At 65.8% G+C, this 25,834-nt stretch carries 20 protein-coding genes; 7 read left to right on the plus strand and 13 right to left on the minus strand.

The window, feature by feature from the left end; genetic code table 11:
• Nucleotides 1-32 precede the first annotated feature (32 nt).
• Complete coding sequence (locus tag ACIGKQ_RS09830; protein WP_396573430.1) at nt 33-611, plus strand: 5-formyltetrahydrofolate cyclo-ligase; 579 nt, start codon at nt 33-35, stop codon at nt 609-611.
• A gap of 43 nt (nt 612-654) precedes the next feature.
• Here ACIGKQ_RS09830 and ACIGKQ_RS09835 read toward each other — a convergent pair whose 3' ends face one another.
• Nucleotides 655-966, minus strand: a complete 312-nt coding sequence (locus tag ACIGKQ_RS09835; protein WP_266059765.1) for an FmdB family zinc ribbon protein — start codon at nt 964-966, stop codon at nt 655-657.
• Between the two features lie 188 nt (nt 967-1,154).
• Between ACIGKQ_RS09835 and ACIGKQ_RS09840 the strand changes: the two genes are divergently transcribed.
• Complete coding sequence (locus ACIGKQ_RS09840; protein ID WP_396573432.1) at nt 1,155-2,702, plus strand: alanine/glycine:cation symporter family protein; 1,548 nt, start codon at nt 1,155-1,157, stop codon at nt 2,700-2,702.
• A 266-nt stretch (nt 2,703-2,968) separates the two neighbouring features.
• Here the strand turns inward: ACIGKQ_RS09840 and nhaA are convergent, their stop codons facing one another.
• On the minus strand, nt 2,969-4,219 hold the full coding sequence (gene nhaA, locus ACIGKQ_RS09845; protein ID WP_328713073.1) for a Na+/H+ antiporter NhaA: 1,251 nt from the start codon (nt 4,217-4,219) through the stop codon (nt 2,969-2,971).
• Between the two features lie 289 nt (nt 4,220-4,508).
• On the opposite strand from nhaA, the gene ACIGKQ_RS09850 reads away from it, so the two are divergent.
• Entirely contained in the window at nt 4,509-5,186 is a 678-nt protein-coding gene (locus ACIGKQ_RS09850) for an SAF domain-containing protein (RefSeq protein WP_235724699.1), read from the plus strand.
• Nucleotides 5,187-5,349: 163 nt separating this feature from the next.
• Entirely contained in the window at nt 5,350-6,066 is a 717-nt protein-coding gene (mscL, locus tag ACIGKQ_RS09855) for a large conductance mechanosensitive channel protein MscL (protein ID WP_266059770.1), read from the plus strand.
• Between the two features lie 424 nt (nt 6,067-6,490).
• On the opposite strand, the gene ACIGKQ_RS09860 is transcribed toward mscL, so the two are convergent.
• The 6 genes from ACIGKQ_RS09860 to ACIGKQ_RS09885 all read right to left on the minus strand — a co-directional run bounded on the left by ACIGKQ_RS09860 (nt 6,491) and on the right by ACIGKQ_RS09885 (nt 13,062).
• Entirely contained in the window at nt 6,491-7,195 is a 705-nt protein-coding gene (locus tag ACIGKQ_RS09860) for an MspA family porin (RefSeq protein WP_396573435.1), read from the minus strand.
• A 72-nt stretch (nt 7,196-7,267) separates the two neighbouring features.
• The gene (locus ACIGKQ_RS09865) at nt 7,268-7,951 is read right to left on the minus strand and encodes an MspA family porin (RefSeq protein ID WP_235724702.1); all 684 of its coding nucleotides are present in this window, start codon (nt 7,949-7,951) and stop codon (nt 7,268-7,270) included.
• A 630-nt stretch (nt 7,952-8,581) separates the two neighbouring features.
• The gene (locus ACIGKQ_RS09870; RefSeq protein ID WP_235724703.1) at nt 8,582-9,175 is read right to left on the minus strand and encodes a molybdenum cofactor biosynthesis protein B; all 594 of its coding nucleotides are present in this window, start codon (nt 9,173-9,175) and stop codon (nt 8,582-8,584) included.
• 44 nt (nt 9,176-9,219) lie between these two features.
• A complete protein-coding gene (locus ACIGKQ_RS09875; protein WP_287015567.1) occupies nt 9,220-10,698 on the minus strand; it encodes a S1C family serine protease in 1,479 nt (492 codons plus the stop codon).
• 160 nt (nt 10,699-10,858) lie between these two features.
• Nucleotides 10,859-12,328, minus strand: coding sequence for a HAMP domain-containing sensor histidine kinase (locus ACIGKQ_RS09880; protein ID WP_235724705.1), 1,470 nt, complete (start codon nt 12,326-12,328; stop codon nt 10,859-10,861).
• A gap of 47 nt (nt 12,329-12,375) precedes the next feature.
• A complete protein-coding gene (locus tag ACIGKQ_RS09885; protein WP_235724706.1) occupies nt 12,376-13,062 on the minus strand; it encodes a response regulator transcription factor in 687 nt (228 codons plus the stop codon).
• A gap of 279 nt (nt 13,063-13,341) precedes the next feature.
• Here ACIGKQ_RS09885 and ACIGKQ_RS09890 point away from each other — a divergent pair, with 279 nt between their 5' ends.
• Nucleotides 13,342-17,460, plus strand: a complete 4,119-nt coding sequence (locus ACIGKQ_RS09890; RefSeq protein WP_396573481.1) for a molybdopterin-dependent oxidoreductase — start codon at nt 13,342-13,344, stop codon at nt 17,458-17,460.
• Nucleotides 17,461-17,927: 467 nt separating this feature from the next.
• A complete protein-coding gene (locus tag ACIGKQ_RS09895) occupies nt 17,928-18,806 on the plus strand; it encodes a DUF559 domain-containing protein (protein ID WP_396573438.1) in 879 nt (292 codons plus the stop codon).
• A 59-nt stretch (nt 18,807-18,865) separates the two neighbouring features.
• Here the strand turns inward: ACIGKQ_RS09895 and ACIGKQ_RS09900 are convergent, their stop codons facing one another.
• The 5 genes from ACIGKQ_RS09900 to ACIGKQ_RS09920 all read right to left on the minus strand — a co-directional run bounded on the left by ACIGKQ_RS09900 (nt 18,866) and on the right by ACIGKQ_RS09920 (nt 24,862).
• Nucleotides 18,866-19,183, minus strand: coding sequence for a Rieske (2Fe-2S) protein (locus ACIGKQ_RS09900; protein WP_235724708.1), 318 nt, complete (start codon nt 19,181-19,183; stop codon nt 18,866-18,868).
• A complete protein-coding gene (gene nirB, locus ACIGKQ_RS09905; protein WP_396573440.1) occupies nt 19,180-21,696 on the minus strand; it encodes a nitrite reductase large subunit NirB in 2,517 nt (838 codons plus the stop codon). The genes ACIGKQ_RS09900 and nirB overlap by 4 nt, the downstream gene beginning before the upstream one ends.
• Complete coding sequence (locus tag ACIGKQ_RS09910) at nt 21,696-22,043, minus strand: molybdopterin oxidoreductase (RefSeq protein ID WP_235724710.1); 348 nt, start codon at nt 22,041-22,043, stop codon at nt 21,696-21,698. Before ACIGKQ_RS09910 ends, nirB begins: the two co-directional genes overlap by 1 nt.
• Before the next feature lie 288 nt (nt 22,044-22,331).
• Nucleotides 22,332-23,906 carry an FAD-dependent oxidoreductase gene (locus ACIGKQ_RS09915; protein ID WP_396573441.1) on the minus strand — a complete coding sequence of 525 codons (1,575 nt, stop codon included), beginning with the start codon at nt 23,904-23,906 and terminating at the stop codon, nt 22,332-22,334.
• Nucleotides 23,906-24,862: a diiron oxygenase gene (locus tag ACIGKQ_RS09920; RefSeq protein WP_235724712.1), complete on the minus strand. Its 957-nt coding sequence runs from the start codon at nt 24,860-24,862 to the stop codon at nt 23,906-23,908. Before ACIGKQ_RS09920 ends, ACIGKQ_RS09915 begins: the two co-directional genes overlap by 1 nt.
• Nucleotides 24,863-25,042: 180 nt before the next feature.
• On the opposite strand from ACIGKQ_RS09920, the gene ACIGKQ_RS09925 reads away from it, so the two are divergent.
• The gene (locus tag ACIGKQ_RS09925; RefSeq protein ID WP_235724713.1) at nt 25,043-25,813 is read left to right on the plus strand and encodes an SDR family oxidoreductase; all 771 of its coding nucleotides are present in this window, start codon (nt 25,043-25,045) and stop codon (nt 25,811-25,813) included.
• Nucleotides 25,814-25,834: the final 21 nt, after the last annotated feature.

The following is a 25,834-nucleotide window of genomic DNA, read 5'->3' on the forward strand; positions in this document are numbered from 1 at the left end:
TCCGACGAGGCGGACGAGGAGAGGGCGGTCGGGTGCGATCCACCAAGAGACGTTTGCGAGCCGAACTCGAACAGCGCCGGGTGGCGCGACCGTTCGCGGCACGCAAGCAGGCGGCCGACAACCTGGCCGGATGGGTCTCATCGGCACCCTTCCGGCTCGAGTACGACGTCACCGTCGCCGCCTATGTCCCGTTCGGCGCCGAGCCCGGCTCACCGGGTCTGCTGGACGCGCTCATCGACCGCGGGGTGACCGTCATCGTGCCGGCCGTACCGGCAGGCGAACCCACCGCGCTCGACTGGGTGCGTTACGACGGCGCCGAGTCGTTGACGCGTGGACGCTGGGGGTTGTTGGAACCGATCGGACATCGATTGGGCTCCGACGCCGTCGAGGCGGCGTCGGTCATCTTCGTGCCCGCCTATGCCGTGGACAAGACGGGAAACCGACTCGGCCGCGGAGCCGGGTATTACGACCGGACGCTGACCGGGCTGACCGCCGAGATCATCGCGGTGGTCTACGACGACGAACTCGTCGAATCATTACCCGCCGCGCCGCACGACGTCCGTGTCCGGTGGGCTCTGACACCCGACGGTGGGTTCCGCGAGCTGGGTTGACCCGTCGTTGCGTTGTGCCGCGCGGAGCGGGAAGCAGGTCAGGTCAGGACGCGGCCGGCGCCGTGGCCGACGTGCTGTCGGACTTCGCCGACGAACTGCTCGACGAATCCGAGGAGCTGCCGGACGACGAGCTGCTCGACGATTCCGACGTCGACGACGATTCGCTCGCCGACGACGACTTGCGCGAATCCGTGCGATAGAAACCGCTGCCCTTGAACACGATGCCGACGGAATTGAACAGCTTGCGGAGTCGGCCAGTGCACTGCGGGCACTCGGTGAGTGCATCGTCGGAGAACGACTGCACGATGTCGAACTTGTTGTCGCACTCCGTGCACGCATACGAGTAAGTGGGCACCGATAACCTCCGGAAGACTAGTGATCGTTGCACAGTGTAACCGATTTTGGCACTCCGCCATTCCGAGTGCCAACGATGTCCGTTCATCGTGCGGCCCGCCGGTCGACATGCGATTGTGTTACGCACATGAACTCCGGGTGCGGGGACCCGGGACCGGTCATCTGACTCCGAGAGGGCGGACTCCGCCGATGAGCGATTTTCTCAGCGATATCAACGGCTACATCTGGAGCAACGCACTGGTGTTCCTCTGCCTGGCCGCAGGCGTCTTCTTCTCGATACGAACCCGGCTGGTCCAGGTTCGTCAGATCCCGGAGATGATCCGGCTGATGTTCCGCGGCGAGAAGTCACCGTCGGGGGTCTCCTCGTTCCAGGCACTGACCATCTCCCTGGCGGGCCGCGTCGGCACCGGCAACATCGCCGGTGTCGCCACGGCCATCGCCTTCGGCGGTCCGGGTGCGCTGTTCTGGATGTGGATGGTCGCCTTCCTCGGTGCGTCCACGTCGTTCGTGGAGTGCACCCTCGGCCAGATCTACAAGACCAAGGACCGACTGACCGGCGAGTACCGCGGCGGTCCGGCCTACTACTTCAGCCGGGCGATGGCCCACACCAACGCGAGCGGCGCATTCAAGGTCTACGGCCTGGTCTTTGCCGCGGTCACCGTACTCGCCTGCGGACTGCTGCTGCCCAGCGTCCAGTCGAACTCGATGGCGGTCGCCATGAACGAGGCCTGGGGACTTTCCGAATGGGTCGTGGCGGTCGGGTCGGTGATCGTGTTGGCGTTCGTCATCATCGGCGGGGTCAAACGCATCGCCAGCTTCGCCTCGATCGTGGTGCCGTTCATGGCCGTGATCTACATCTTCTTCGCCATCATCATCGTGGCTCTCAATGCCTCGGAGGTTCCCAACGTCATCAGCACGATCTTCGCGAGCGCCTTCGGAGCGGATGCGGCGTTCGGCGCCATCGTGGGCTCGGCGATCATGTGGGGCGTCAAGCGCGGTATCTACTCGAACGAGGCAGGTCAGGGCACCGGCCCGCATGCAGCGGCCGCCGCCGAGGTCTCACACCCGGCCAAGCAGGGACTGGTCCAGGCGTTCGCGGTCTACGTCGACACCTTGTTCATCTGCACCGCGACCGGGTTCCTGATCCTGTCCACCGGCGCCTACCGGGTGTTCGAAGGTGAATCCGCCGACGGTTCGGTCATCGCCGAGGGCGGCATCCTGCCGGCCGACGTGGCAGTGGGCCCGACCTTCGTCCAGACCGGTTTCGACTCGTTCTGGGGCGGCGCCGGTTCCTCGTTCGTGGCGATCTCGCTGCTGTTCTTCTGCATCACCACGATCATCGCCTACTACTACATGGCCGAGACCAACCTGCGGTTCCTCATGGGCAAGGCTGCGACGATCGAGATCAAGCCACTGCGCAGCACGCTCGGCGCCAACCTGACACTACTGCTGCAGGCGCTGATCCTGGTGTCGGTGGTCATCGGATGCGTGTCGACCGCGTCGGAGGCCTGGACACTGGGCGACATCGGCGTCGGGTTGATGGCCTGGCTCAACATCGTGGGCATCATCATCTTGCAACAGCCCGCCTTCAAGGCGCTTCGCGACTACGAGCGTCAGCAGAAGTTGGGCCAGGACCCAACCTTCGATCCGAAAGCGCTCGGCATCATGGGCGCGACCTTCTGGGAGAACTACGACCCGGTCACGGGCAAGACCCGCGAGACCGCCGACGCGCCCTGAGCGCCCAACGGGCCATCGACCGACGAATCAACGGCCGTCTACCCCACGAGGTAGACGGCCGTTGTCGTTGCGGGACACGGTGAGAACCTGCGGGAGTTCGACGGTGGCTCGTCGTCGACGGTGCAGGTATGTGGGTTCCGTCGACGCAATTGCAGGTTCGGTCAACGGCATGATGGGTTCCACCGGCGCAGCCGCGGGTGCCGTCGGCGCGGCCACGAGTGCCGTCGGCGAGAAAGAGGGTTCCGCCGGCGCGAGCCGGTGGGAGGTCAGCCGCCGATAACGTCGATGTTGCGGTCGGGCACGTTGTCCCGGTTCATATCCGCCGCACGTGTCTGCCGCGCGTCCCACCGCAGCCACAACGCGGCCAAGGTCGCCGCGACCAGCGAGCCGACCAGAATCGCGGTCTTGGAGGCTTCGGCGTGCGGATCGGTGTCCACGAAGGACAGCTCGTCGATCAGCAACGCCACGGTGAAGCCGATCCCGGTCAGGAAACCGACCGGCAGCAGGTCACGCACCCCGATCGAGTCGGGCAACCGCAGCGGTGTGAACCGAGTCATCAGCGCGGTCACCCCCATCGCACCGATCAACTTGCCCACCACGAGGCCGAGGAAGATCCCGATCGACACCGGCTGGATGAGCTCGGCATCGGTACCCACCACGGTGACCCCCGCGGCGAGGAAGGCAAAGATCGGCAGCGCCACCGCCGACGACACGGGTCGTACCGCGTCGTCGAACCGGTGCGTGCGCGATTCCTTCTCTCCGTGCACATATTTGGCCGGCACCACGAAACCGAGGAGAACCCCGGCGACCGTCGAGTGCACGCCCGAGGCGTGCATGAATCCCCACGCGGCGACTGCGACCGGGATGAGCATCCACCAGTGGGTTTTCCGCATCCGCACGAGGAACGCGAACACCACGATCAGCGCGAGCGCGATCACCAACATCAGGAAGTCGATGGTCTCGGTATAGAAGGTCGCGATGATGGTGATGCCCAGCAGATCGTCCACCACAGCCAGGGTGAGCAAGAAGGTACGCAGCGCCAGCGGCAGCCCGCGCCCGAAGATCGCCAGCACGGCAAGCGCGAAAGCGATGTCGGTTGCCGTCGGGATGGCCCAGCCGTTCAGTGCGTCGGGGTCGCCGACGCCGACGATCACGACGTAGAACAGTGCGGGCACCACCATCCCACCCAGAGCCGCAGCGATGGGCACACCGGCCTGTTTCGGTTGGCGGAGGCTGCCCATCACGAATTCTTGTTTGAGTTCCACTCCGACGACGAAGAAGAAGATCGCGAGAAGTCCGTCTGCGGCCCACTCCTCCAGCGACAGATGCAAGTGCAGGCTCGCCGGCCCGAACTCGAATTCGGCGAGGGAGTGATATGCCGCCTCCCACGGTGAGTTCGCCCAGATCACCGCCACGACCGCGGCGATCAGCAACAGTGCCCCACTAGGGGTGTCGAGGGAGATCCACCGACGGAAGCGATCGGCGGCGGACGAATGTTGGTCACCAACTGTGGACATCAACTCTCCTGGTCATCGGTCGCAGGCCGGGCACACATGTATTACATCCCTGCCCACTCGACGACAGGAGCCGACCAGACTTCCCGGCACACCGTTCGGTCATTCTCCCCGAAGCCTGCAACCGGGTCCAATCGGCCCACGACCCCGATGGGTATCGGCGTCGGGCTGTGACCATCTCGGTGTGCGCGCGTCACCTGATGGCGGCAGCGAGCTGTGAACGGTGCGGCCGCTGTCCACAGATCACTGTCGAGCCCGCGGGTCGCGGGACCGGCGGGCCTACCGTGACCGCATGCCGGCCTTGTTCCGCAGCGAACTGTCCCCTCGCCTTGTCGACCGCGTACGACATCTGACGCATCCAGGGTGGGCTCGGTCGATCATCATCCGCAGGGCGGTGTCGACAGCATTGGTGATCGCCGCGATCATCACGGCTGTCGTGGATCATCGCAGCGACGAATCGCGCGCGGTGGTGGTGGCGGCTCACGATCTGCTCCCGGGACACACCGTCGCTCCCGAAGACCTGACCGTGACCAGCGCGCCGGGTGGACTGGTCCCGACAGGCGCATTGCGAATGACTGCCGACGCCATCGGTCGCACCCTGGTGGGGCGTGTCCGCGGCGGCGAGATCCTCACCGACGTCCGACTCCTGTCCGCACACCTGCCCACACAACTCACCGGACGGCGGGACGCGCGGCTGGTGCCCGTCGCGCTCGCCGACGACACGGTCGCATCGTTACTACGCGAAGGCGACGTCGTGGACGTACTCACCGTGCGCGACAACGACTCCGCGCCGAGCGCTGTGCTCGCCCGTGGGGCGATCGTCGCCCTGACCGTCGGGCCGGGCAGCGCCAGCGCACTCTCCCCGGGGAGCGGACCCGGTCGACCCGTGTTGCTGGCCATGGACGAGGGCGACGCCCACCAGGTCGCCGCCGCCGGACTAGATGGCCCGCTCACCGTCGTCGTGCACTGACCTGCCAAAACGGCGCGCTTCCGGCGAAACAGTGCAATGGTCGTTTACGATCCTGGATAGGTTTGCCGAACGCGGCCTGCGTCTGGCGCACTCATGACCGTTGACCTGCAAGCGAAGTGAATACCGGACAGAGCGGGAACTGAACACGAGAGGACCGCACACCGTGCTCAAGGGCTTCAAGGACTTCATACTCAAGGGCAATGTCGTCGAGCTGGCCACCGCGGTCATCATCGGAGCGGCTTTCACTGCCATCGTCTCCGCCTTCACCGATCAGATCATCCAGCCGCTGATCAACGCGATTCCGATCGGGACCGACGCCGCCGAGGGTCTCGGCTTCCAGATCACCGACAACCCGTCGACCTTCGTCAACATCGGCGCCCTCATCACCGCGGTCATCAACTTCCTGATCATCGCGGCCGTCGTGTACTTCCTGATCATCGTGCCGTACAACAAGCTCTCCGAGCTCGGCGGATTCGGGAAGAAGTCGGAGGTCAGCGAGGTCTCGTTGCTCACCGAGATCCGGGATCTGCTCGATCCGGAAGGCACATCGAAGGCCAAAGAAGAGGCCCAGAGCGATCTGCCCGAGCATCTGCGGGAGCCGGGCGCACCGTCTGATCGCGCGGAACCGGGTGCGACACAACGACTCACCACTCCCCCGCCGGCAGCCGTGGAAGCCCAGTCCCGCCCGGCCACCAATCCGCCGTATCCCACACCGCAACCCGCACCGGGGTCGTATCCGCCGCCGGGCAGTTTTCCGCAGGGCAACTACCCTCCCGGCGGCTATCCGCAGGGCACCTACCCGCCGGGAAGCCATCCGCAGCAGGGACAATTCCCCGGCGAGTACCCGCCGCCGGATGCACCGGGACGTCACTCCCGCTGAAACCGCAACGACTTCGGGCCGCGCTCTCCTCGAGCGCGGCCCGAAGTCGTTGCGGGGCAGCCGCATCGGCTCCCAGCTCATTGACAGCCGATCCGGCAGCCGACGACAAGGTTGCCTCCCTACTGTCGCAGGAGTCGACGGAGACATCCGCCGACACCGACAACAAACAATCGACACGGAGGTTGCACCAGCATGCCGCAGAAGCCGGGCCAGAGGGGCCGCACCAACAATCGCTCCACACGTCGCACGCCGAGCCCCCAGCCGCGTCGTCGCCAGCAGCCACAACCCTTCTTCCCGTTCCCGTTCTTCGGGAGCTGATCTGCGCCGGAATCCGGCAACACAGACGCGCAAGGGGCGGGATCGGATTACCCGATCCCGCCCCTTGCGGAATGTTGTGGTGTCCGCGATCGCGGACCCCGTGCGATCAGCCCAGGCTGAACGGCTTGCCGTAGAGAGTGACAACGCCCTTCACCGCGTCGGTGTCCACCGTGACGGTCACCTTGGCCTTGGCCTCGGCAAAACCGGCGCACTCGGAGATCTTGAAGGTCTCCTGGCTGTAGGCCACACCGCCGCTCCTCCCGGAGAACGTGTAGTCATTGACGGCGTCATCGTCGTCGTCGGTCTCCTGGATCAGCGGGACATAGCCGGCCTGGCCGGGCCCCAGGGTGAACGATCCGCTCGCGCCCGGGGCGCCATAACCGTCGTCATCCCAGCCGAAGCTCGGACCGCCAGGCGCGTACTCATCGCCGGGGGCAGCCGTGTCGCCGAAGTCGTATCCGCCGGCGATTCCGCCGCCGACGCCACCACCGACGCCGATGTGGACCTGGCAGCCGACGATGTAACCGGCGGCGATGGTTCCGCCCTCCGCCTCGCCGCCGACTGTCACCTTGACCTTGCCGGACGCCCAGACCTGACGATCAAGCGCCGAACTGACCAGCGCCTTGTTGACGGTGACGTTCTCGTCGAACAGACGAACGGTGACGGGAGTGCCGTCGACCAGCGTCTTGCTCACGTACCCGCCCGGCAGCGGACCGGCCGCGGCACCACCGGCACCGAGGCTGGTCAGGCCCATCACAGCGGCACCTGCGAGGCCGACACCGGCGGCCACGCGAGTGTTGATCTTCTTCATGATTCCCCTTCGTGGAAAGTATTTCTGCTCGCGAGCAGATAAGTCTCAGAATTGCTGGTTATCTGCTGCCGCTCAGCTCACAAAGAAGGGCTGGCCGTACAGGGTGGACTGGATGAAGGAACCCTCGCCGGTGACTGTGTCATCGTCGTCGCTGACCTCATAGCCCGTGGCCGCGACCGTCTTGACCATGGTTCGCGCGGAAGCGTAGCCGCCGCAGTTCGGGAACTCGATTTCGTAGTCGGACAGCTGGATGGCAGCGGTACCACCCTCCGCGATGTCCTTGTCGGTCACCGAAACAATTCCGGCCTGGCCCGGGGCGATCGGGATCGAGATGCCGCCGCTCAACGAGACACTCGGAAGCAGCGACAGCGGATTCGAAGAGATAGGACCAAGCGAGAGACCGGAGCCGCCACCGATATTCAGATCACCCACGTCGAGCTGGCACCCGGCGACGATGAAGACCTTCAGTTCACCGGAAACGCCCGCGCTGGCCTGGGACCGGTAGACACCGGACAGCAGAGCGGTCCGGCCGAGGCCACCGTTGTAGGCCACCCGCGCAACAGAGTACTGCGATTCGCCGGTACGCCAGGTCTGTACCCGCTCGCCGTCGACGCCGGAAGCGGACTTGTAACCGTTGGCCAGCGGAGCCGCCGCTGCGCCGCCCGCCCCCATGCTGGACAGGCCCATGGCCGCCACAGCGGCCAAGGCACCTGCACCGACCATACGGCGCAGCCCAAGCTTGCTGAACTTGCTCATTCGTTCCCTCTCACAGGATTCGGTTGTTGCCCCGCAGCGCACACCTCTGTACGCACGGGTCGACCCTCGTGGGCTGCGGACCCCCGCCCCGCAACCGAACCCATGTCGGTTTCGGTTCGCTGGAAGTCACCTTCCGCACACCCCTGGTCACTGCTGCGTCGTCACTCGCGACAGATCGCAGGACTCCCCGTCGGTGCCCCCTCGAGTGCACCGCGCGCTTCGTCGTTGCGAACGTTATCGGAGCGATATCCAGCGGGGCAACAGCTACGTTCAGCCGTGTCTCAGGTTCCACACTGCCGATCTTGAACTTCACATTCGCCATCGCTAGATATGAGAATGTTAACGGAGGGAAAACACGCTGGGTCGGCTATGTCGCAGGTGGCTCGCTTATTCCCAATGAGGGGGACGATTCACCTCATACCAATCGCGCGTTACCCCCTTGTGACCTTCCTCACACTCGTCGGAAGTCACGTCCGGGAGATCGGTACCGAACACGTCGTCGATCCGCCGACGGGCACGCCAGCCGGTCCGGCGACGTGGTTCATCGCCGGAACCGCCGGTCTCTTGGGGATCCGGTGACTGTTCCAAATCGCCGTTCACGGGTCTGGACAGGAAGAATCGGCGTCGACTCTAGAACTCGCTGATTTCCTCGATCACGTGCTTGGCCAACGGGGCGACGGTCGCCATCCCGTCGCGGACGGCGGCGCGCGAGTTGGACAGGTTGACCACCAGGGTCTGACCGGAGATGCCGGCCAACCCGCGGGAGAGCCCCCCGTCCGCGGAACCCGCTGCCAGACCAGAACTGCGCACCGCTTCCTCGATGCCGCGCAGACGCCGGTCGAGCAGCGGCTCGGTGGCCTCCGGCGTGACGTCGCGCGCACCCACGCCGACCCCGCCGACTGACACGACGAGATCCACGCCGCCGATCACCGCGGTGTTCAGCGCATTGCGGATCTCCACCTCGTCACCCGAGACGGCGACGGTGGCATCCACGTGGAACCCGGCCTCGGCCAGCAACTCACCTACGAGCGGCCCCAGCAGACTCTGTTCCTCCCCGTGCGCTGCGCGATCATCCACGACCACGACCAGTGCGCGCCCGATCTCGTCGCCGCTCTCGGTGGGCCGGATGTCGTCGTCACGATGACGTGCGACGAACTCACGGGCAGCCGCGTCTGCGGCGACCACGTCGTCGGGGTCGATGGCGGTGGATCCGGTGTCGCTCATTGTCTGCCTTTCTGCTCCCGTTCAGGAAGATCGTGCTCCGGGCGTCACCCGACCTGCAAGGTCTCCAAGGTGACCTGAGTGGTCTTCGTCTGCCCGTTGATGACATAGGTGATGGTGACCGTGTCCCCCGGGGCGTGCGACCGGATGGCCGCGACCAGCGCGTCGCCGCTGGCGACGTTGCGGTCGTCGACCTTGGTCACCACCGCGCCCTGCGGGATACCCGCCTTGTCCGCCGGGCCCCCCGCGGTCACATCGGAGATGTAGGCGCCGGGCTGGTCGACCTCGGTGTTGGCCCGCACCGACACGCCGAGGCCTGCCTGGGTGGCCTGGCCGGTCTCGGTCAGCTCATCGGCCACCCGCTTCGCCTGGTCGATGGGAATGGCGAAACCCAGGCCGATGCTGCCGCCCTGCTGCTCGGCGGACGCCCCGAGGGTGGCAATCGCGGTGTTGACCCCGATGAGCGCCCCCTTGGCGTTGACCAACGCGCCACCCGAATTGCCAGGGTTGATGGCCGCGTCCGTCTGGATCGCGTCGATCACCGACGTGGTACCCGATTCGCGCGACGTCGACACCGGCCGATTGAGCGCACTGATGATGCCGGTGGTGACGGTGCCCTCCAGGCCCAGCGGCGCGCCGATCGCGATCACATCCTGTCCGACGGCGAGGTTGTTCGAGGTGCCCACGGTGATCGGCTTGAGACCGCTCTTGTCCACCTTGATGACGGCGATGTCGGAAATGGGATCGGCACCGAGGACGCGAGCCGGAGCGCGCGTGCCATCCGAAAAGATCACCAGCACCTGACTCGCGGTGGCGGCACCGGCCTCGGAGACCACGTGATTGTTGGTCATGATGACCCCGTCCTCGGACAGGATGACCCCGGATCCGCCGCCCTCGGCATTGCCGGACCGCACGATGATGGACACCACCGAGGGCAACACGTTGGCCGCGACTTCCTGAACCGATCCGGCCGGGGCCGGCACCACGCCCTGGTCACTGCTGTTCGGGTCACCACCCAGCGGGCCGTTGTGCGCCGACGACGAGCTGTCGTCGAGCACATTGGCACCGACCACACCGCCGATCCCACCTGCCACCAGTGCCAGCACCAACGCGCCGACGACCAGTGCCGCCTTGCCGCCTCCGGACTTCTTCTCAGGAGCTGGCCCCGCGGGCGGCGATCCGCCGACCCCGGGGCCGGGATACGGCTGCGCAGGCAGCTGACCGGTCGTCGGCTGCGTGTACGCCGGCGCAGTGTAGGCCGGTTGAGTGTAGACAGGTTGGCCGTATGGGTTCTGCTCATACGGGTTCGTCGGCGGCCCGCCATAGGGGTTCGTCTGCGGGGAGGGCGCGGCGGCGTGGTGCCCATAACCGCCCGGGTCCTGCGCGGCAGGCCCATACGGCGACGGTGATGCGTACGGCCCGGCTCCGTATCCCCGGTCGGGATCAGAACCCGGAGCGGCGTGCGCCCCCTGGCCCGAACCGTGTCCGGTGCCATACGGATCGCCGTGCGAACCGCCACTGGTCATGTCCTGGTCCTCAGCTCTCTCGTACCTCGCCGCGGCGGCGGGTGTCCCGATCGATGTGCAGGTCTCGGCTCGCGACGACCCTGGCCCTCAACCCTAAGTGATCGAGGTGGTGGGTCGATGACCGAATGCCGGTCGGTCTGCGCGGCCGCGACCGTCACCCTTATTGACGAACGATCAGCGGAGAAGGTTCCTCAGGGGTGGGACTTCCCGGCAAGGTCATCCGGATCAGGGTTCCGCCCAGATCGGACTGCTCGGCCCGCACACTTCCGCCGTTGCGAGTGACCACCTGACGAACGATCGCCAGGCCCAGACCGGAACCGGGCATCGACCTCGACTGGGTCGATCGGTAGAACCGTTCGAACACCAATTCCCGGTCCTCCTCGGGGATCCCTGGCCCGGCGTCGGCCACCGTGAGTTCTGCTGTGTTCGCGTCGATCTGACTCAGGCTCACCAGCACTGGCCGACCACGCGGACTCCACTTCGCGGCGTTGTCGAGCACGTTGAGCACTGCCCGATTGAGGCCGTGTTCTTCCCCGAAGACGAACCACGGCGTCACCGTCGTGTGGAAGTCCACGTCGGTTCGGCGGCGACGCACCCGGTCCAACGATCGCGTGATCACCTCGACGAGATCGACCTCCTCGTGCACCACCTCCGGCGCGTCCTCACGGGCGAGGTCGACGAGATCTCCGACCAGCGTGGACAGTTCCTCGATCTGGGCCATCACATCCGAGCGCAGCTCGATCATGTCCTGCGGCGGCATCGCGGGTGCCCCCGGCTCACTCGCGGCGATCAGCAGCTCGAGATTGGTCCGCAGGGAGGTGAGCGGCGTTCGCAGCTCATGACCCGCATCGGCCACCAGCCGGGCCTGCCGATCACGTGAATCGGCCAAGGCGCGCAGCATCGTGTTGAAACTCTCGGTCAGGCGCGCCAACTCGTCGTTGCCCGAGACCGGGATGGGCGTCAGATCCTGCGTGCGCGCGACCCGCTCGGCAGCGCGGGTCAGGCGGGCCACCGGCCGCAGACCGGCTCGTGCAACGGTGGTGCCTGCCAGCGCGGCCAGTGCGACACCACCGCCGCCGACGACCAGCAAAACCCAGGCCAGCCGCTTGAGGACCCGATCGGTGTGCAGCAAGCTCTGTGCCAACACCAAGGTGTTGCCGTCGGCGAGCTTGCGGGCGAGCACCCGCTGGTTGTCCACGGTCCGTAGGCTCTGCATGTTGTTGACCGGCCGCGGCGTCGACCGCGCGATGCTGCGCTCGACGTCTTCGAAGGGCACATCCCCGATGAGGTAGGTGCTGCCGTCGGGGTGCACGAGCGCCAGGGAGATGTTGGTGGAGAACACCGTGCCGGTGACCAGCGATTCGGGTCGTTCGTTGAGCAGGCCGGTCTTGGCGAGTACCGTCATGCCGTCGGCGCGGCTCTCCAGTTGCGAGTCGACCTCGTTGTACATCGCGCGGTAGACGACGAAGTAGGCGGCCGCGGCCATCAGGCTGACCGAGACGAGCACGACGGTGGCCGACAGCAGAGTCACACGCGTCGTCAACGACACCGCTCGGGTCAGCGGCATCGGCGCCCGCATCTCCTTGCGGTCATGCCGACGTATTCGGGCGATGGACCGTCGTCCCGGCATCGTCGTCGGTGCCGACCGAGGGGTCGAATCCGATGCGTCGGGGACCACTACGGCGGGGTCTCCCGCAGCACATAGCCGACGCCGCGCACCGTGTGGATGAGCCGGGGCTCACCTTCGGCTTCGGTCTTGCGCCGCAGGTAGCCGACGTAGACTTCCAGGGCATTGCCCGAGGTCGGGAAATCGTAGCCCCACACCTCTTCGAGGATGCGACTGCGGGACAGGACGCGGCGCGGGTTGGCCATCAGCATCTCGAGCAAAGCGAATTCGGTCCGAGTGAGACTGATGCTGCGTTCACCGCGTGCCACATCGCGGGTCACCGGGTCCAGCGTCAGGTCCGCAAACGACAGTTCCTCCGACTCGGCCGCATCGTCGGGACTGGCACGTCGCAGTAGCGCACGTAGCCGCGCGAGCAGTTCCTCCAGTGCGAACGGTTTCGGCAGATAATCGTCTGCCCCGGCGTCCAGACCCGACACCCGCTCGGAGACGGTGTCCCGGGCGGTGAGCACCAGAATGGGCAGGTCGTCGCCGGCCGACCGCAGCCGACGACACACCTCCAGCCCGTCCAGACGCGGCATCATGACGTCGAGAATGGCCACGTCCGGACGCTCGGCGACGATCTTCTCCAGGGCCTCGAGACCGTCGGCCGCGATATCGACGGTGTAGCCGTTGAACGACAGCGACCGGCGTAGCGACTCGCGTACCGCCCGATCGTCGTCGACCACAAGGATGCGCATGCCTACAGTCTTATCGCGAACTGCTGAGATGTGTCTGAGGACGTACCGCCGTGTCCCGCGTCGATTGCTGCAGGTGGGGGCGCGCCGAGTCGAATGCAACGCCGCCGGTCGCGTCCGCGACCGGGCTGCGCACATGTGCGACCCACCCCTGTGAGGTCAAGTTGATAGGCGTGTAACTGGCCGATTCGCATCAGGAAACACACCCCGTCGAATGTGGAGATCGTGAAGTCCGTCGACATCGTGCATTCGCTGTGTGCCTACTGCGGGGTGGGCTGTGGAATGGACCTGGCGCTCGGCGCCGACGGTCAGGTCGCCAAGACCGTGGGCCGCAAGGATCATCCGACCAACTTCGGTCGGTTGTGCACCAAGGGTTCGACCACCGCGGACATGCTGGCCGCCGGCGGGCGCCTGGTCACGCCGATGGTGCGCGACGAACGCGGCGCTCCAGCGCGGCCCGGCGACATGGATCAGGTGATCACCGAGACCGCGGCACGACTACGCGCCATCGTCGACGAACACGGACCGGACGCCCTGGCCCTCTACGTGTCGGGACAGATGTCGATGGAGGCGCAGTACCTCGCGACCAAACTCGCCAAGGGCTACATCAGGACCACGGCGATCGAATCGAACTCGCGGCTGTGCATGGCAAGCGCCGGCACCGGTTACAAGCAGTCCCTCGGCGCCGACGGTCCGCCCGGTTCGTATCAGGATTTCGATCACGCCGACGTGTTCTTCGTGATCGGGTCGAATATCGCCGACTGCCACCCGATCCTGCACCTGCGCATGATGGACCGGATCAAGGCAGGTGCGAAGCTCATCGTCGTCGATCCGCGCCGCACTGCCAGCGCCGACAAGGCCGACCTGTTCCTGCAGATCACACCCGGTACCGACCTGGCACTGATGAACGGGCTGCTGCATCTGCTCATCACCGGCGGGCACACCGACGACGAGTTCATCGCGTCGTTCACCGACGGCTTCGAACAGATCCCCGAGTTCGCCGCGCAGTACCCGCCGGAAGTGGTCAGCGAGATCACCGGCATCCCGGCCGACGACATCCGCCGTGCGGCGGAGATGATCGGGTCCGCGCAGAACTGGATGAGCTGTTGGACGATGGGCCTCAACCAATCCACACACGGAACCTGGAACACCAATGCACTGATCAACCTGCATCTCGCCACCGGCGCGATCTGCCGGCCGGGCAGCGGACCGTTCTCGCTGACCGGGCAACCCAACGCCATGGGCGGCCGCGAGATGGGGTACATGGGCCCCGGCCTCCCGGGACAGCGGGCGGTGATGTCCGACGACGACCGTGCGTTCGTCGAGGACGTCTGGGGGTTGGCGCCCGGAACCGTGCGCACCGAGGTGGGCGGCGGCACCATCGACATGTTTCGCCAGATGGCCGACGGAGACATCAAAGCGTGCTGGATCATCTGCACCAATCCGGTCGCATCCGTGGCAAATCGGTCGACCGTCATCTCCGGGCTCGAGCACGCCGAGCTCGTCATCACGCAGGACGCCTTCGCCGACACCGAGACCAACGCCTACGCCGACGTCGCGCTGCCCGCCGCACTGTGGACCGAGTCGACCGGCACCATGGTGAACTCGGAACGCAACGTGACATTGTTCGAGCCCGCCCTGACCGCGCCCGGTCAGGCGCTGCCGGACTGGCAGATCATCGCGCGCATCGCCTGCGAGATGGGTTATATCGAGGCCTTTTCCTATACCGACGCCGAACAGATCTTCGACGAGATCCGCCGGTTCGCGAACCCACGCACCGGCTACGACCTCCGTGGGATGACCTACGAGGGGCTGCGTCGCACCCCGATGCAATGGCCCAGCCCACCGGCCGATGCCGGGGTGACCCCGAACGGTCAGGGCCGCAACCCCATCCGCTACCTCAACGACGGCGTAAGCCAGACAATGCACACCGCCGAGGACGGGACCGTGCCCGCGCTCGCGTTTGCGACGCCGAACCGTCGGGCCCAGTTCTTCGCACGGCCGCACGTCGATCCCGCCGAGATGCCCGACGATGCATACCCCATCCTGCTGAACACCGGCCGTCTGCCACATCAGTGGCACACGATGACCAAGACCGGTCGGGTCACCAAACTCAACAAACTCAACCCGGGCCCGTTCGTGGAGATCCACCCCGAGGATGCGCAACGATTCGGCATCGGCCCCGGGGACCGGGTGGAAGTGGCATCGCGGCGCGGGCGTGCGGTGCTACCCGCGACGGTCTCCGATCGGGTTCGACCGGGCAATTGTTTTGTCCCGTTCCACTGGAACGACGTGTTCGGCGAGCACCTGACCATCAACGCAGTGACCTCCGACGCCGTCGACCCGATGTCGCAGCAGCCGGAGTTCAAGGTGTGCGCAGTCACCCTCACCAAAGTCGCGGGTGCGCCTTCGGCTCAGCATTCGTCCACCGAGGGTTCCGACAGCCTCACGACCGAGGCTCACCACGGTCTCGCCGGGCCGGTCGATGCCCTGGCGTCAGCGCTCGGGGTCGCCGACGTAGACATCAGGCCATCGGAGGCGGAACGCACGTACCTCGCCGGGATGATCGCCGGGCTCCGGACGCATCCACCTGTCGACGACCGTCCCGTGCTGCCGCCCGGGGCGCCGCTGCGTAGCGACGTCCACGCGTGGGCGTCGGGAGTGCTCGATGGAATCTTTGCGCGGGCACCGCTGTCGGGCGTCGGTACCGCCGGTGCACCGGGTGGCGCCGATGACGCGGTGCAGGCGGTGCGCGAGTCGATCACAGTCCTGTGGGCCTCACAGATGGGCAACGCCGAAGAGTTCGCCACCGAGACGGCAGATCACATCCGGGCCAAGGGATATGACGTCACGGTCACCGAGATGGATGCCGCCGACGTGGGATCTCTCAGCGGCACGACGCTGTTCGTCAGTTCCACCACAGGTGACGGGGAACCGCCGGACAACGGTTCGGCGTTCTGGGATGCGCTCAGCGGCGATACAGCGCCGGATCTGTCGGGACTACGCTATGCGGTGCTCGCCTTCGGGGACTCGAGTTACGACAATTTCTGTGGTCACGGGCGCAATCTCGACGAGCGCCTCGACGAACTCGGGGCCCGACGAATCCTGGAACGGGTCGATTGCGAACCAGACTTCGAGGAACACGCCGGGCAATGGCTCGACCGGGTCAATACGGTGATCACCGCAGACGAGAGCGCGGAACCATCAACGGATGGCGAACGGGTCACCGTCCTCAGCGAGCCGGCCGACTCATCTGCGCAGCCGTCGGTGCGTACCGCGCCCGCGTTCTCGAAGAAGAAGCCACTGGTCACCCAGCTGTCGCGCAATGTCAGACTCAACGGTGACGGTTCGTCGAAAGACGTGCGCAACTTCGGGTTCCATCTGCCCGGCGACACCTTGACCTACAAGGCCGGTGACGCCCTGGGCGTCTGGCCGCTCAACAGCAACACCCTCATCGACGAATGGCTCGACGTGACCGGCCTCGATGGCGGAGAGATCGTCAACGCGCCGGGTGGCGACGACATGCCGCTACGACGCGCACTGCGGGAACGTCTCGAGTTCGCCAAGGTCACCCCAGATTTCATGCGTTTCGTCGCCGACCGCAGCGGTTCGGCGCATCTGCATTCCCTTGCGGCGGCAGGCAACAAGCAGGAGCTGGAGGCGTGGACCTGGGGCCGGCAGTCGGTGGACGTACTCACCGAGTATCCGGTGAAGGCCGACCCCGAGGAATGGGTGTCTGTCCTGAAAACCCTTCAGCCCCGGTCATATTCGATATCATCGAGCCCATTGCACAACCCCGGAGAGGTCGAGCTCACCGTGTCGGCCGTCCGGTACAACCTGCACGGCAAGGCTCGCGGCGGCGTGTGCTCAACGTTCCTGGCCGACCACTGCGAAGGTCAGGACATCGGAGTGTTCGTCACGTCGACAACGCATTTCCGACCTCCGTCGGACCCCGATACCCCGATGATCATGATCGGTCCCGGTACGGGCGTCGCCCCGTTCCGCGGATTCCTCCGCGAACGGCAGGCATCGGGCCACGAGGGCAAGAACTGGCTCTTCTTCGGCGAACAGTATTCGGCCACCGACTTCTACTACCGCGACGAGCTCACCACCATGCTGTCCGATGGCCTGCTGACGCGCCTCGACGTCGCGTTCTCACGGGATCAGGACCGCAAGATCTACGTCCAGGACCGCATGCGGGAGCACGGCGAAGAGCTCTACCGCTGGCTGCACGACGGCGCACACGTCTACGTGTGCGGCGATGCCACGCGGATGGCCAAGGATGTCGACGCGACCCTCAAGGAAATCGTGGCTCATCACGGGCGTCGGTCGCCCGCCGGTGCGGAGTCCTACGTGAAGGCATTGGCGGCCGACAAGCGGTACGTGCGGGACGTGTACTGAGGTGTCGTCGGGACACGCGCTGCCCAGGTGTCCGGCAGGGCGCGCGGGCCACGGTAGCACCAGCGAGGTGGCATCGAGTTCGACCTCCAGCGAGGGGCGCAAGCTCTTCCTCCGCGAGCGCGTACGCCTCACCCGCGACGAGCGCATCGGCGCAGCCGGCCGTCCCGGCATCCCTTGCACCGTTCGGCACCGGCTCACCATCCTGTCGATCCCGATCGGAGAGGCCAACCCTCACCTTCGGGCCCGAGCGATACATCGTGCCGGACGCCACCGTCAACTGACCACGTGTCCCAGATGACACGCCAGCCGACCACCACCGGGCAGTGGAAATCTGCCGGGCTGCTGAGGTGTCATCTGGGACAGGGGTTATGGGTGCGCTCTGCACATTCTCGGATCTGTCCACAGATATCGTCCGGGAACCAGCCGACCACCTCGTCCGCGCCTCACCGGATGTCAGGCTGCACCCCATGGATCAACCCGACTACTCCGAGGTCCTCGCTGCTGGGTTCGGCGTCGCTTCGTGGAAACAACTGCGTGAGGCCGGCATGACGCGAACCGAACTCCGGGCCGCCCTCAAGAACGGCACACTGCGATGTCTGCGGCGAGGGTGGTACGCCACACCGTGGGCCGACAGTACTGTGGTGTCGGCGGTGGCCGGTGGCGGCGTGCTGAGTTGCCTGTCGGCACTACGACTGCTCAAGGTCTGGGTTCCCGGTACATCCGATACGGTTCACATCCGGGCCCGCGCCTGTGCGCACCGCACGCCCGGCGCGACGTTCTGCGAACAGTACGGCCGACCGGAATCGGAGATCACGTCCGTCGACGAACTGGCAGTCGCGCTGCGGCACGCACTGAAATGCCTGGACGACGAAGGCATCGTGGTGGTCTGCGACTCCATCATGAATCTGGGGCTGCTCGAACCCTCCGACCTCCGGGTCGTGTTCCGGTCCGCACCCGCGCGGATCCGCCGCCTGCTGGACCGATGCGACGGCAGTTCTCAGTCCGGTACCGAATCGATGTGCCGATTCCGGCTCCGATCACGCGGTATCGGTGTGCGCTCACAGGTCGACATCCCGGGAGTGGGCATCGTCGACCTGGTGGTCGGCACTCGCTTGATCATCGAGGTGGATGGATACGAATTCCACAGCAGCAGAGAACAATTCGAGAAGGACCGCGAGCGCGACCGCACAGCTGTCGAACTCGGATACCTGGTCATCAGACTGACGTATCACCAAGTGGTGCACGAGTGGCCGGCCGCCGAAGAGACGATCATGGACCTCGTGCGTCGGCGCGAACACCTCAAGCCACTGATGCCCACCAGGGAACTCGTCTCAGATGACACCTGAGCGCGACACGATCGCTGCTGAGACGACCGCGCGGCGCTGAGGTGTCAACTGGGACAACCTCACGGCCAGACGACGATCCTCCCGTCGCGATCCTCCACGCGGTACACGCCCAGCGAGCCGATCCCATCGGCGGTACAGCCGCCGTCGGAGAAACGGAACACGTACTGATGCAGTGGACACACGACGTGGCCGAGGTCGAACTGGCCGTCGGCGATCGGGCCTCCCCGATGGGGGCAGACCGCGTCGGTGGCCCGCAGGGTGCCGTCGGTCATCCGGAACACCGCCACCTGGCGGCCGTCGACCGGGTAGGCCCGCCCTTCCCCCGGGAGAAGATCATCGATCGGACCGACCGGGACGCCGGTGTCGACGCTGGTCATCGGACCGGCACCTGCGGTAGCGGCAGCAGCGGCAACGCGGAGGTGAACTGGGCGGGCGATCGCGGCTCGTCACGGTCGAGCCACGGGTCGACGTAATCGGCGACCGCCTCGTCGATGCGCTCCTGCAGACCGCCGACGAGACCGTCACGATCCTCGACCAGGATCGCCCGCAGCTCCTCGATACCGATCCTCGGCACGAACGCGTACGTGCGCTCCAGCCACTTGGCCTGCTCACGGTAGTACTGGATGAAGATGCCGCACAGGCGGATCACCTCCTCCGGTGAGTCGACCGTCGCCAGCAGGTCACCCTTGCGGATGTGCGCCCCCGCGGCACCGCCGACGAGGATCTCCCACTTGCCGTCGCCGATCGCCACCACGCCGAAGTCCTTGCAGAGGGCTTCGGCGCAATTGCGGGGGCAGCCGGTGACCGCGAGTTTCAGTTTGGCCGGCGACTCGAGACCCTGGTATCGCGTCTCGATCGCGATGCCCAGCGCCGTCGAATCCCCGAGTCCGAACCGGCAGTAGTCGGTTCCCACACAGGTCTTCACGGTCCGGAAGGACTTGCCGTAGGCGTAACCCGACGGCATGCCGAGGTCGTCCCAGACCTTGGGCAGATCTTCCTTCTTCACGCCGAGCAGGTCGAGGCGCTGGCCGCCGGTCGCCTTGATCATCGGGATGTCGTACTTCTCCGCGACGTCGGCGATCTTGCGCAGCTGCTGCGGCGACGTCACGCCGCCCTTCATCTGCGGTACGACGGAGAACGTGCCGTCCCGTTGGATGTTGGCGTGCACTCGATCGTTGACGAACAGCGCACCCGGTTCGCGATTCCACCCGGTTCCCCAGATCACCCGCAGCAGCGACGACAACGGCATCTTCGCGGTGGCGTCCTCACCGTCGGGCGCCAAGTTCTCGAAAACCTCTGACACCGAACGGAGATCCTGCCGCTTGATGGCGTCGATCAACTCCGGCTTGGTCAGCGGGATGCACGGCACGTACCAGTCCGCCGACTTGTCGACGGTCAGCGCATCACCCGCGGCGAACTCGACGATGTCGCCGACGAGTGGCTTGCACGAGCCGCACCCCTTGCCGGCGCGGGTCTTCGCGCAGACCTCGCTGACGCTGGTGCACCCGGATTGTACGCAAGATACGATGTCGCCCTTGGTGACACCATTGCAATTGCACACCTGCACGTCGTCGGCGAGCTCGGCCGCACCGGTCTCCGCACTGGGCGTACCCATGTCGAAGAGCATCGAGATACGTTCTTCGGGCAGCGGCACCTTCTCATCGAAGGCCTGGGTGAGGAAGTTGGCCTTGGAGATGTCGCCGAGGAGCATGGCGCCGATCAGTTTGTTGTCGCGCACCACCACACTCTTGTAGGTGCCGCTGCGCGGCTCGTAGAACTGGACGAACTCGTCGTCCTCGCGTTCGGGACCCTTCACACCCATGGCCGCGACGTCGACCCCGGCAACCTTGAGCTTGGTGGTCAGTCGCGAACCATGGTACTCCGCATGGGGATTCGCACCCGTGATGACGTCGGCGAGCACCACCGCCTGCTCCCACAGCGGCGCGACCAGCCCGTACACCTCGCTGCGGTGCTGGCAACACTCTCCGACGGCGTAGATGGAACCCTCGTCCTCGCAGCGCATCTGGTCGTCGACGACGATGCCGCGTTCGATTACGAGCCCGGCGCTGCGTGCCAGTTCGACGTTGGGCCGAATTCCGGCGGTGACCACGATCATGTCCGCCGGCAGCGATTCGCCGTCGGCGAATCCGACTCCGCTGACGGTGCCGTCGTCAGTGCGCAGCACGGCGGTGGTGCGTTTGCCGGTGTGCACGCCGACCCCGAGTTCCTCGATCTTGTTGCGCAGCACCTTTCCGCCGCGTTCGTCGAGTTGCTGATTCATCAGGTGACCGGGCGAGTGCACGACGTCGACGTCGACCCCCTGGGTCTTGAGTCCATAGGCCGCCTCGAGCCCGAGCAGTCCGCCGCCGATGACCACAGCACGGACGTCGTCGCGCGCCGTCGCCATCTGCAGCATGCCGTTGGTGTCGGAGATGGTCCGGAATCCGAAGACGCCGCGCGCCAGTCGCCCATCGGACTCGCGCAGCCCATCCATGTTGGGGAAGAAGGTGTTGGACCCGGTGGCGATGATCAGGACGTCGAAGTCGATGACACGGCCGCTGGCGCAGGTGACGGTCTTGGCGAAACGATCGATGCCCTCGGCGCTGTCGCCCGAGTAGAGGGTGACCCCGTTCTCCCGGTACCAGGCCATCGGATTGAGCATCAGGTCGTCGTCGTCGAGTGTGGCCTCGCCGGCGAGGACGTGGCTGAGCATGATCCGGTTGTAGTTGCCGTAGGGCTCGTCGCCGATCATCGTGACGTCGAACAGTTCACTGCCACCGCGGGACAGGATCTCCTCGACGGTCCGTGCGCCGGCCATACCGTTGCCGACCACCACCAGCTTGCGCTTGGCGGTGGTTGCATCGTCGTGCGGCGTGACGTCGACAGGCATCAGAAGATGACCATCCCGAAGTCGATGACGACCTCACCGCTCGTCGCTTCCGGCGCCGCCAGGACCAACTCCAAGGTGGTGTCGGGATCGACGTCCTCCACCACACGCAGCGGGACGTTGACCGAGGACCGCGCCCCCATCGGGAAGATGCGCATGGGCTGGCCGTCCCGCATCAGCGTCACATAAATCAGTTCGCCCGAGCTGTTCCCGCCACGAAAGTAGAGGGGCTGTGCCGTCATGCCGGGGGGCACCACGTAGGTCAGGGACGGGTCGATGGGCGCCGGTTTCGTCAGCCCCGTTCCGGTGAACGCGTAGACGCCTTGCAGGAACCGCGGTGTGCTGGACATACGGCCACTATCGCTACCGCGCGTGAATCGCTTCTTGCCTGAGTGTTACAAGGCGATTGTCAGGACCTCACCGCGAAGGTCGGCCGATGTGATCTCGAGGTCGGGTGGTCGAGCCCCGCCGCCGATCGCGCGCCCCCTTCGCTGATCGAGCGTCCCCCCGCTGATGAGTAGCGACGAACGGAGTGAGGAGCGTATCGAGATCGCGTGCGGTGGTTTCGATACGGTCTCGGCTGGCGCCTCGGCCTACTCAACCACCAGAGCAACCAGGCCGCCTCGATCGCCGGTGGCCTACTTCTTCCGCCACCCGGCTGCGCCGACCATCTCCGACAACTCGGTGTATTTGACGCGGGGCCGACCCTGTGCGAGTCCGCGACGCCGTTCGCTGGCGTCGATCGCACGGACTCCGCGGTAGCCGATGACCTGTCGGGTGCGACGGCGCAGCAGGGCGGTGAATGCCTTGGCCGGATGCGTTGTTCGCGGGAGATGCCCGGCGGCTGCATCGCGAATGAAGTCCTCCACGGTTGCCTCGGCGCAGACCTTGTTGGTGCCGATGCCGCCACTCGGCCCGCGTTTGGCCCATCCCAGGACATAGACACCAGGGATGACATCGCCGCTCTCGGTGGTCATCCGGCCGTCCACATTGGGGAACACCCCACGTTCGTCGTCGAACGGGAGCCCGCCGATCGGCGTCGAACGGTAACCGATGGAACGAACCATCAGATCGGCGGCGATCTGGTGTTGACGTCCACCGGTCGCAACGGTGACCCGCTCGACGCGCGACTGTCCCGAGATCTCCTCGGGGGTGGTGTGGAAGAGGAAGGTGATCCGACGGTTGTCCGGATCGGCGGGCGCGCTGAAGTCCGGGAGGTCGGCGTCGGGGTCGTCGTGGACCACCACCTCCACCCCCGGGATCGTCGACAGCGCCCGGTACTCGGCAGATGTGTACGCGGCGTGCGCCTGGTCGCGGCGACCGAGCACCACCACCTCGTGGATGTTCTGTTCTTCCAGGATGCGCAGCGCACGATCGGCGATGTCGGTGGTGGCGAGCATCTCCGGCGGGCACACCAGGATGCGTGCCACGTCGAGTGCGACGTTGCCCGTGCCCACGACGACCGCGCGTCCCGTGCCGTCACGGGGGATCGGCGGAGCCTCCATGCCCGGCACCGCGTTGTACCAGGCGACCAGATCGGTCGCCGACGTCGAGCCGGGCAGGGCTTCCCCGGGGATGCCGAGTCGACGTGACTCGCTGGCACCGACCGCATAGAACACCGCATCGAAGTGTTCGGCCAACTCGTCCGGCGTGATCTGGCCCTCGCCCGTGCCGACCTCGACGTTGGTCGCCATGGTGACGCGCGGATCGCGATAAAGCAGATCGAAACCCCGCAGCACGCCCTTGGTGCCCGGGTGATCCGGCGCGACGCCGGCACGCACGAGACCGCCTGGAGTGGGAAGCTTGTCGATGACGGTCACCGACGCCTCGGTGCGATCCAGGATCGTCCGCAGCGCATAACCGCCCGACGGCCCGGTGCCGACAAGCGCAACCCGTAGACCGGCCGGCAGTTTCGGGATGTCCGGATACGTGACCGACGACCACCCGGAGGTCACGTCCGGGTTGTTCTTGTAGTAGTCGGCGTTGATGTCGATGAACACCTTGTCGCGAGTGCCGAGCTTGTCTGCCGGATAGATCGCGTCCACCGGGCAGGCATCAGCACAGGCACCGCAATCGATACACGCCTCGGGATCGATGTGCAGAATGTCCGAACTGCCGAAGCCGCGCTCCTCGGGTGTCGGGTGGATACAGTTGACCGGGCACACCGACACGCATGCCGCGTCGCTGCAGCAGGACTGGGTGATGACGAACATCAGAGCATGTTCGCTTTCCGGTAGTAGTACATGGCCGGCTTGGTGAGCAGGCCGACTTCGTCGAGGAACTCCATGAGGTGAGCGCAGCTGCTGCGGATCATGGACTGGAAGTGCGAGTTGGAGCGCATCTCGGCCATGGCCCGGTCGGCGTCGAGCCCGGCATCGGCAAACGCCTTCTTCTGCACCAGGCTGGTGACGATGAAGTAGGCGCCCAGCGCAACGTAGAGAGCGCTGAACTGCCGACGCGCCCACCCGACGCCATCCATCGACTCACGCACCTCTTCTCGCGCGAAGCGCATGTGCCGCGACTCTTCCAGCACGTGGATCTCGTTGACGGTGCGGATGAACGGCAGCACCCGATCGTCGCGCATGCAACCGCGCTGAAAGACGTCGAGCACCTCTTCGGCGACCAGAATGCCGGCGTAGGCGACCTCGTTCTTGGCGGTGCGCTTGAACAGCTTGCCGAGTCGCCCGACCTTCTTGGTGGGCTTGTAGGAGGTACCGACCATCTTCTCGGATGCCTTGGCGAACATGATCGAGTGGCGGCACTCGTCGGCGACCTCGGTCAGCGCGAATTGGAACTCCGGGCTGTGGTAGGCGCCGAGGTACTGATCGCGGATGACCATCTCCTGCAGGATCATCTCGAACCAGATGCCGATGTTCATGATCGATGCGAACTCATGGCGGGTCACCGAAATGCGCTGGGACTCGGAGAGTTCCTCCCAGTAGGCGGTGCCGTACAGCGACGACCATTCCGGGCTGCACCCGTACTTGGTGGGGTCCATCGGGGCCGACCAGTCGATCTCGGTCATCGCATTGCGCGAGAGCCGAGCCGCCGAGGCGAGCAGGCGTTCGGAGACCTCGTCGGTCCCTTGGTCGCGCATGCTGACCACGTTCTGCGCTTCGTCGACACCATGGTGGGTGTCGGCCTGCGTGCGATCCATCGCTGCAGTCATCGAGTCTCGACCTCCGGGCCGTTGGTGAACAACTGTTCTTTCATGACAATGAGCACTGTTATGACAATGCGTGTTGTCACGATAGCATCAGAACGCGCGGAAGTGAACAAGGTCGGATATATACTCGCCAGTAAGTTTCGCGTGGGACACGTACATGCAGGTCAAAAGCAGGAGAAGCACATGTCATCGATCTTCATCACGGGCGGCGCCGCGGGCATCGGATTGGCTACCGCGGAACGATTCGGGCGCGCCGGATGGACGGTCGGTGTATTCGACGTCGACACCGATGCCCTGGCAAAAGTCCAGGCCAACCACCCCGGATTCATCACCGGGACGCTCGACGTACGCGATCCGAAGCAATGGGAGACCGCGCTCGCCGAGTTCACCTCCCACACCGGGGGCACCCTGGACGTCCTCGACAACAACGCCGGCATCCTGGTCGAGGGTCCGCTCCACGAGATCTCCCCCGACGCCGTGCGCCGACAGATCGACATCGATGCGCTCGGCGTCGCACTGGGCGCGCAAGCCGCCTACCCGTACCTCCGGGCGACACCCGGCGCGCACCTGGTGAACATCGCCTCGGCGTCGGCGATCTACGGACAGCCGGGCATCGCGACCTACAGCGCCACCAAGTTCTTCGTCGCCGGCCTGACCGAAGCGCTTGAGTTGGAATGGGAGGACGACGACATCCGGGTGGTCGGGATCTGGCCACTCTGGGCGAAGACCGCGCTCGCCATGAACGAGGCGAAGTCGACGAAGACGCTCGGCGTGCGGATCACACCCGACCAGGTCGCCGACAAGGTGTGGGAGTCGGTCCATCCCACGCGTCAGGACAAGCTGCTCCACCGCACCAGCTACTCGGTCGGCGCGCAGACACTGGTGCTCGGCAATGCGGCGAAATTCATTCCCAACTTCCTCAACCGGGCGGTCAACAAGCTGATCGCCCAGTAACACCCAGACCGGTTCGGGTGC

It is taken from the genome of Gordonia sp. NPDC062954, assembly GCF_044543825.1.
GTDB classification, from domain to species: Bacteria; Actinomycetota; Actinomycetes; order Mycobacteriales; family Mycobacteriaceae; genus Gordonia; species Gordonia tangerina.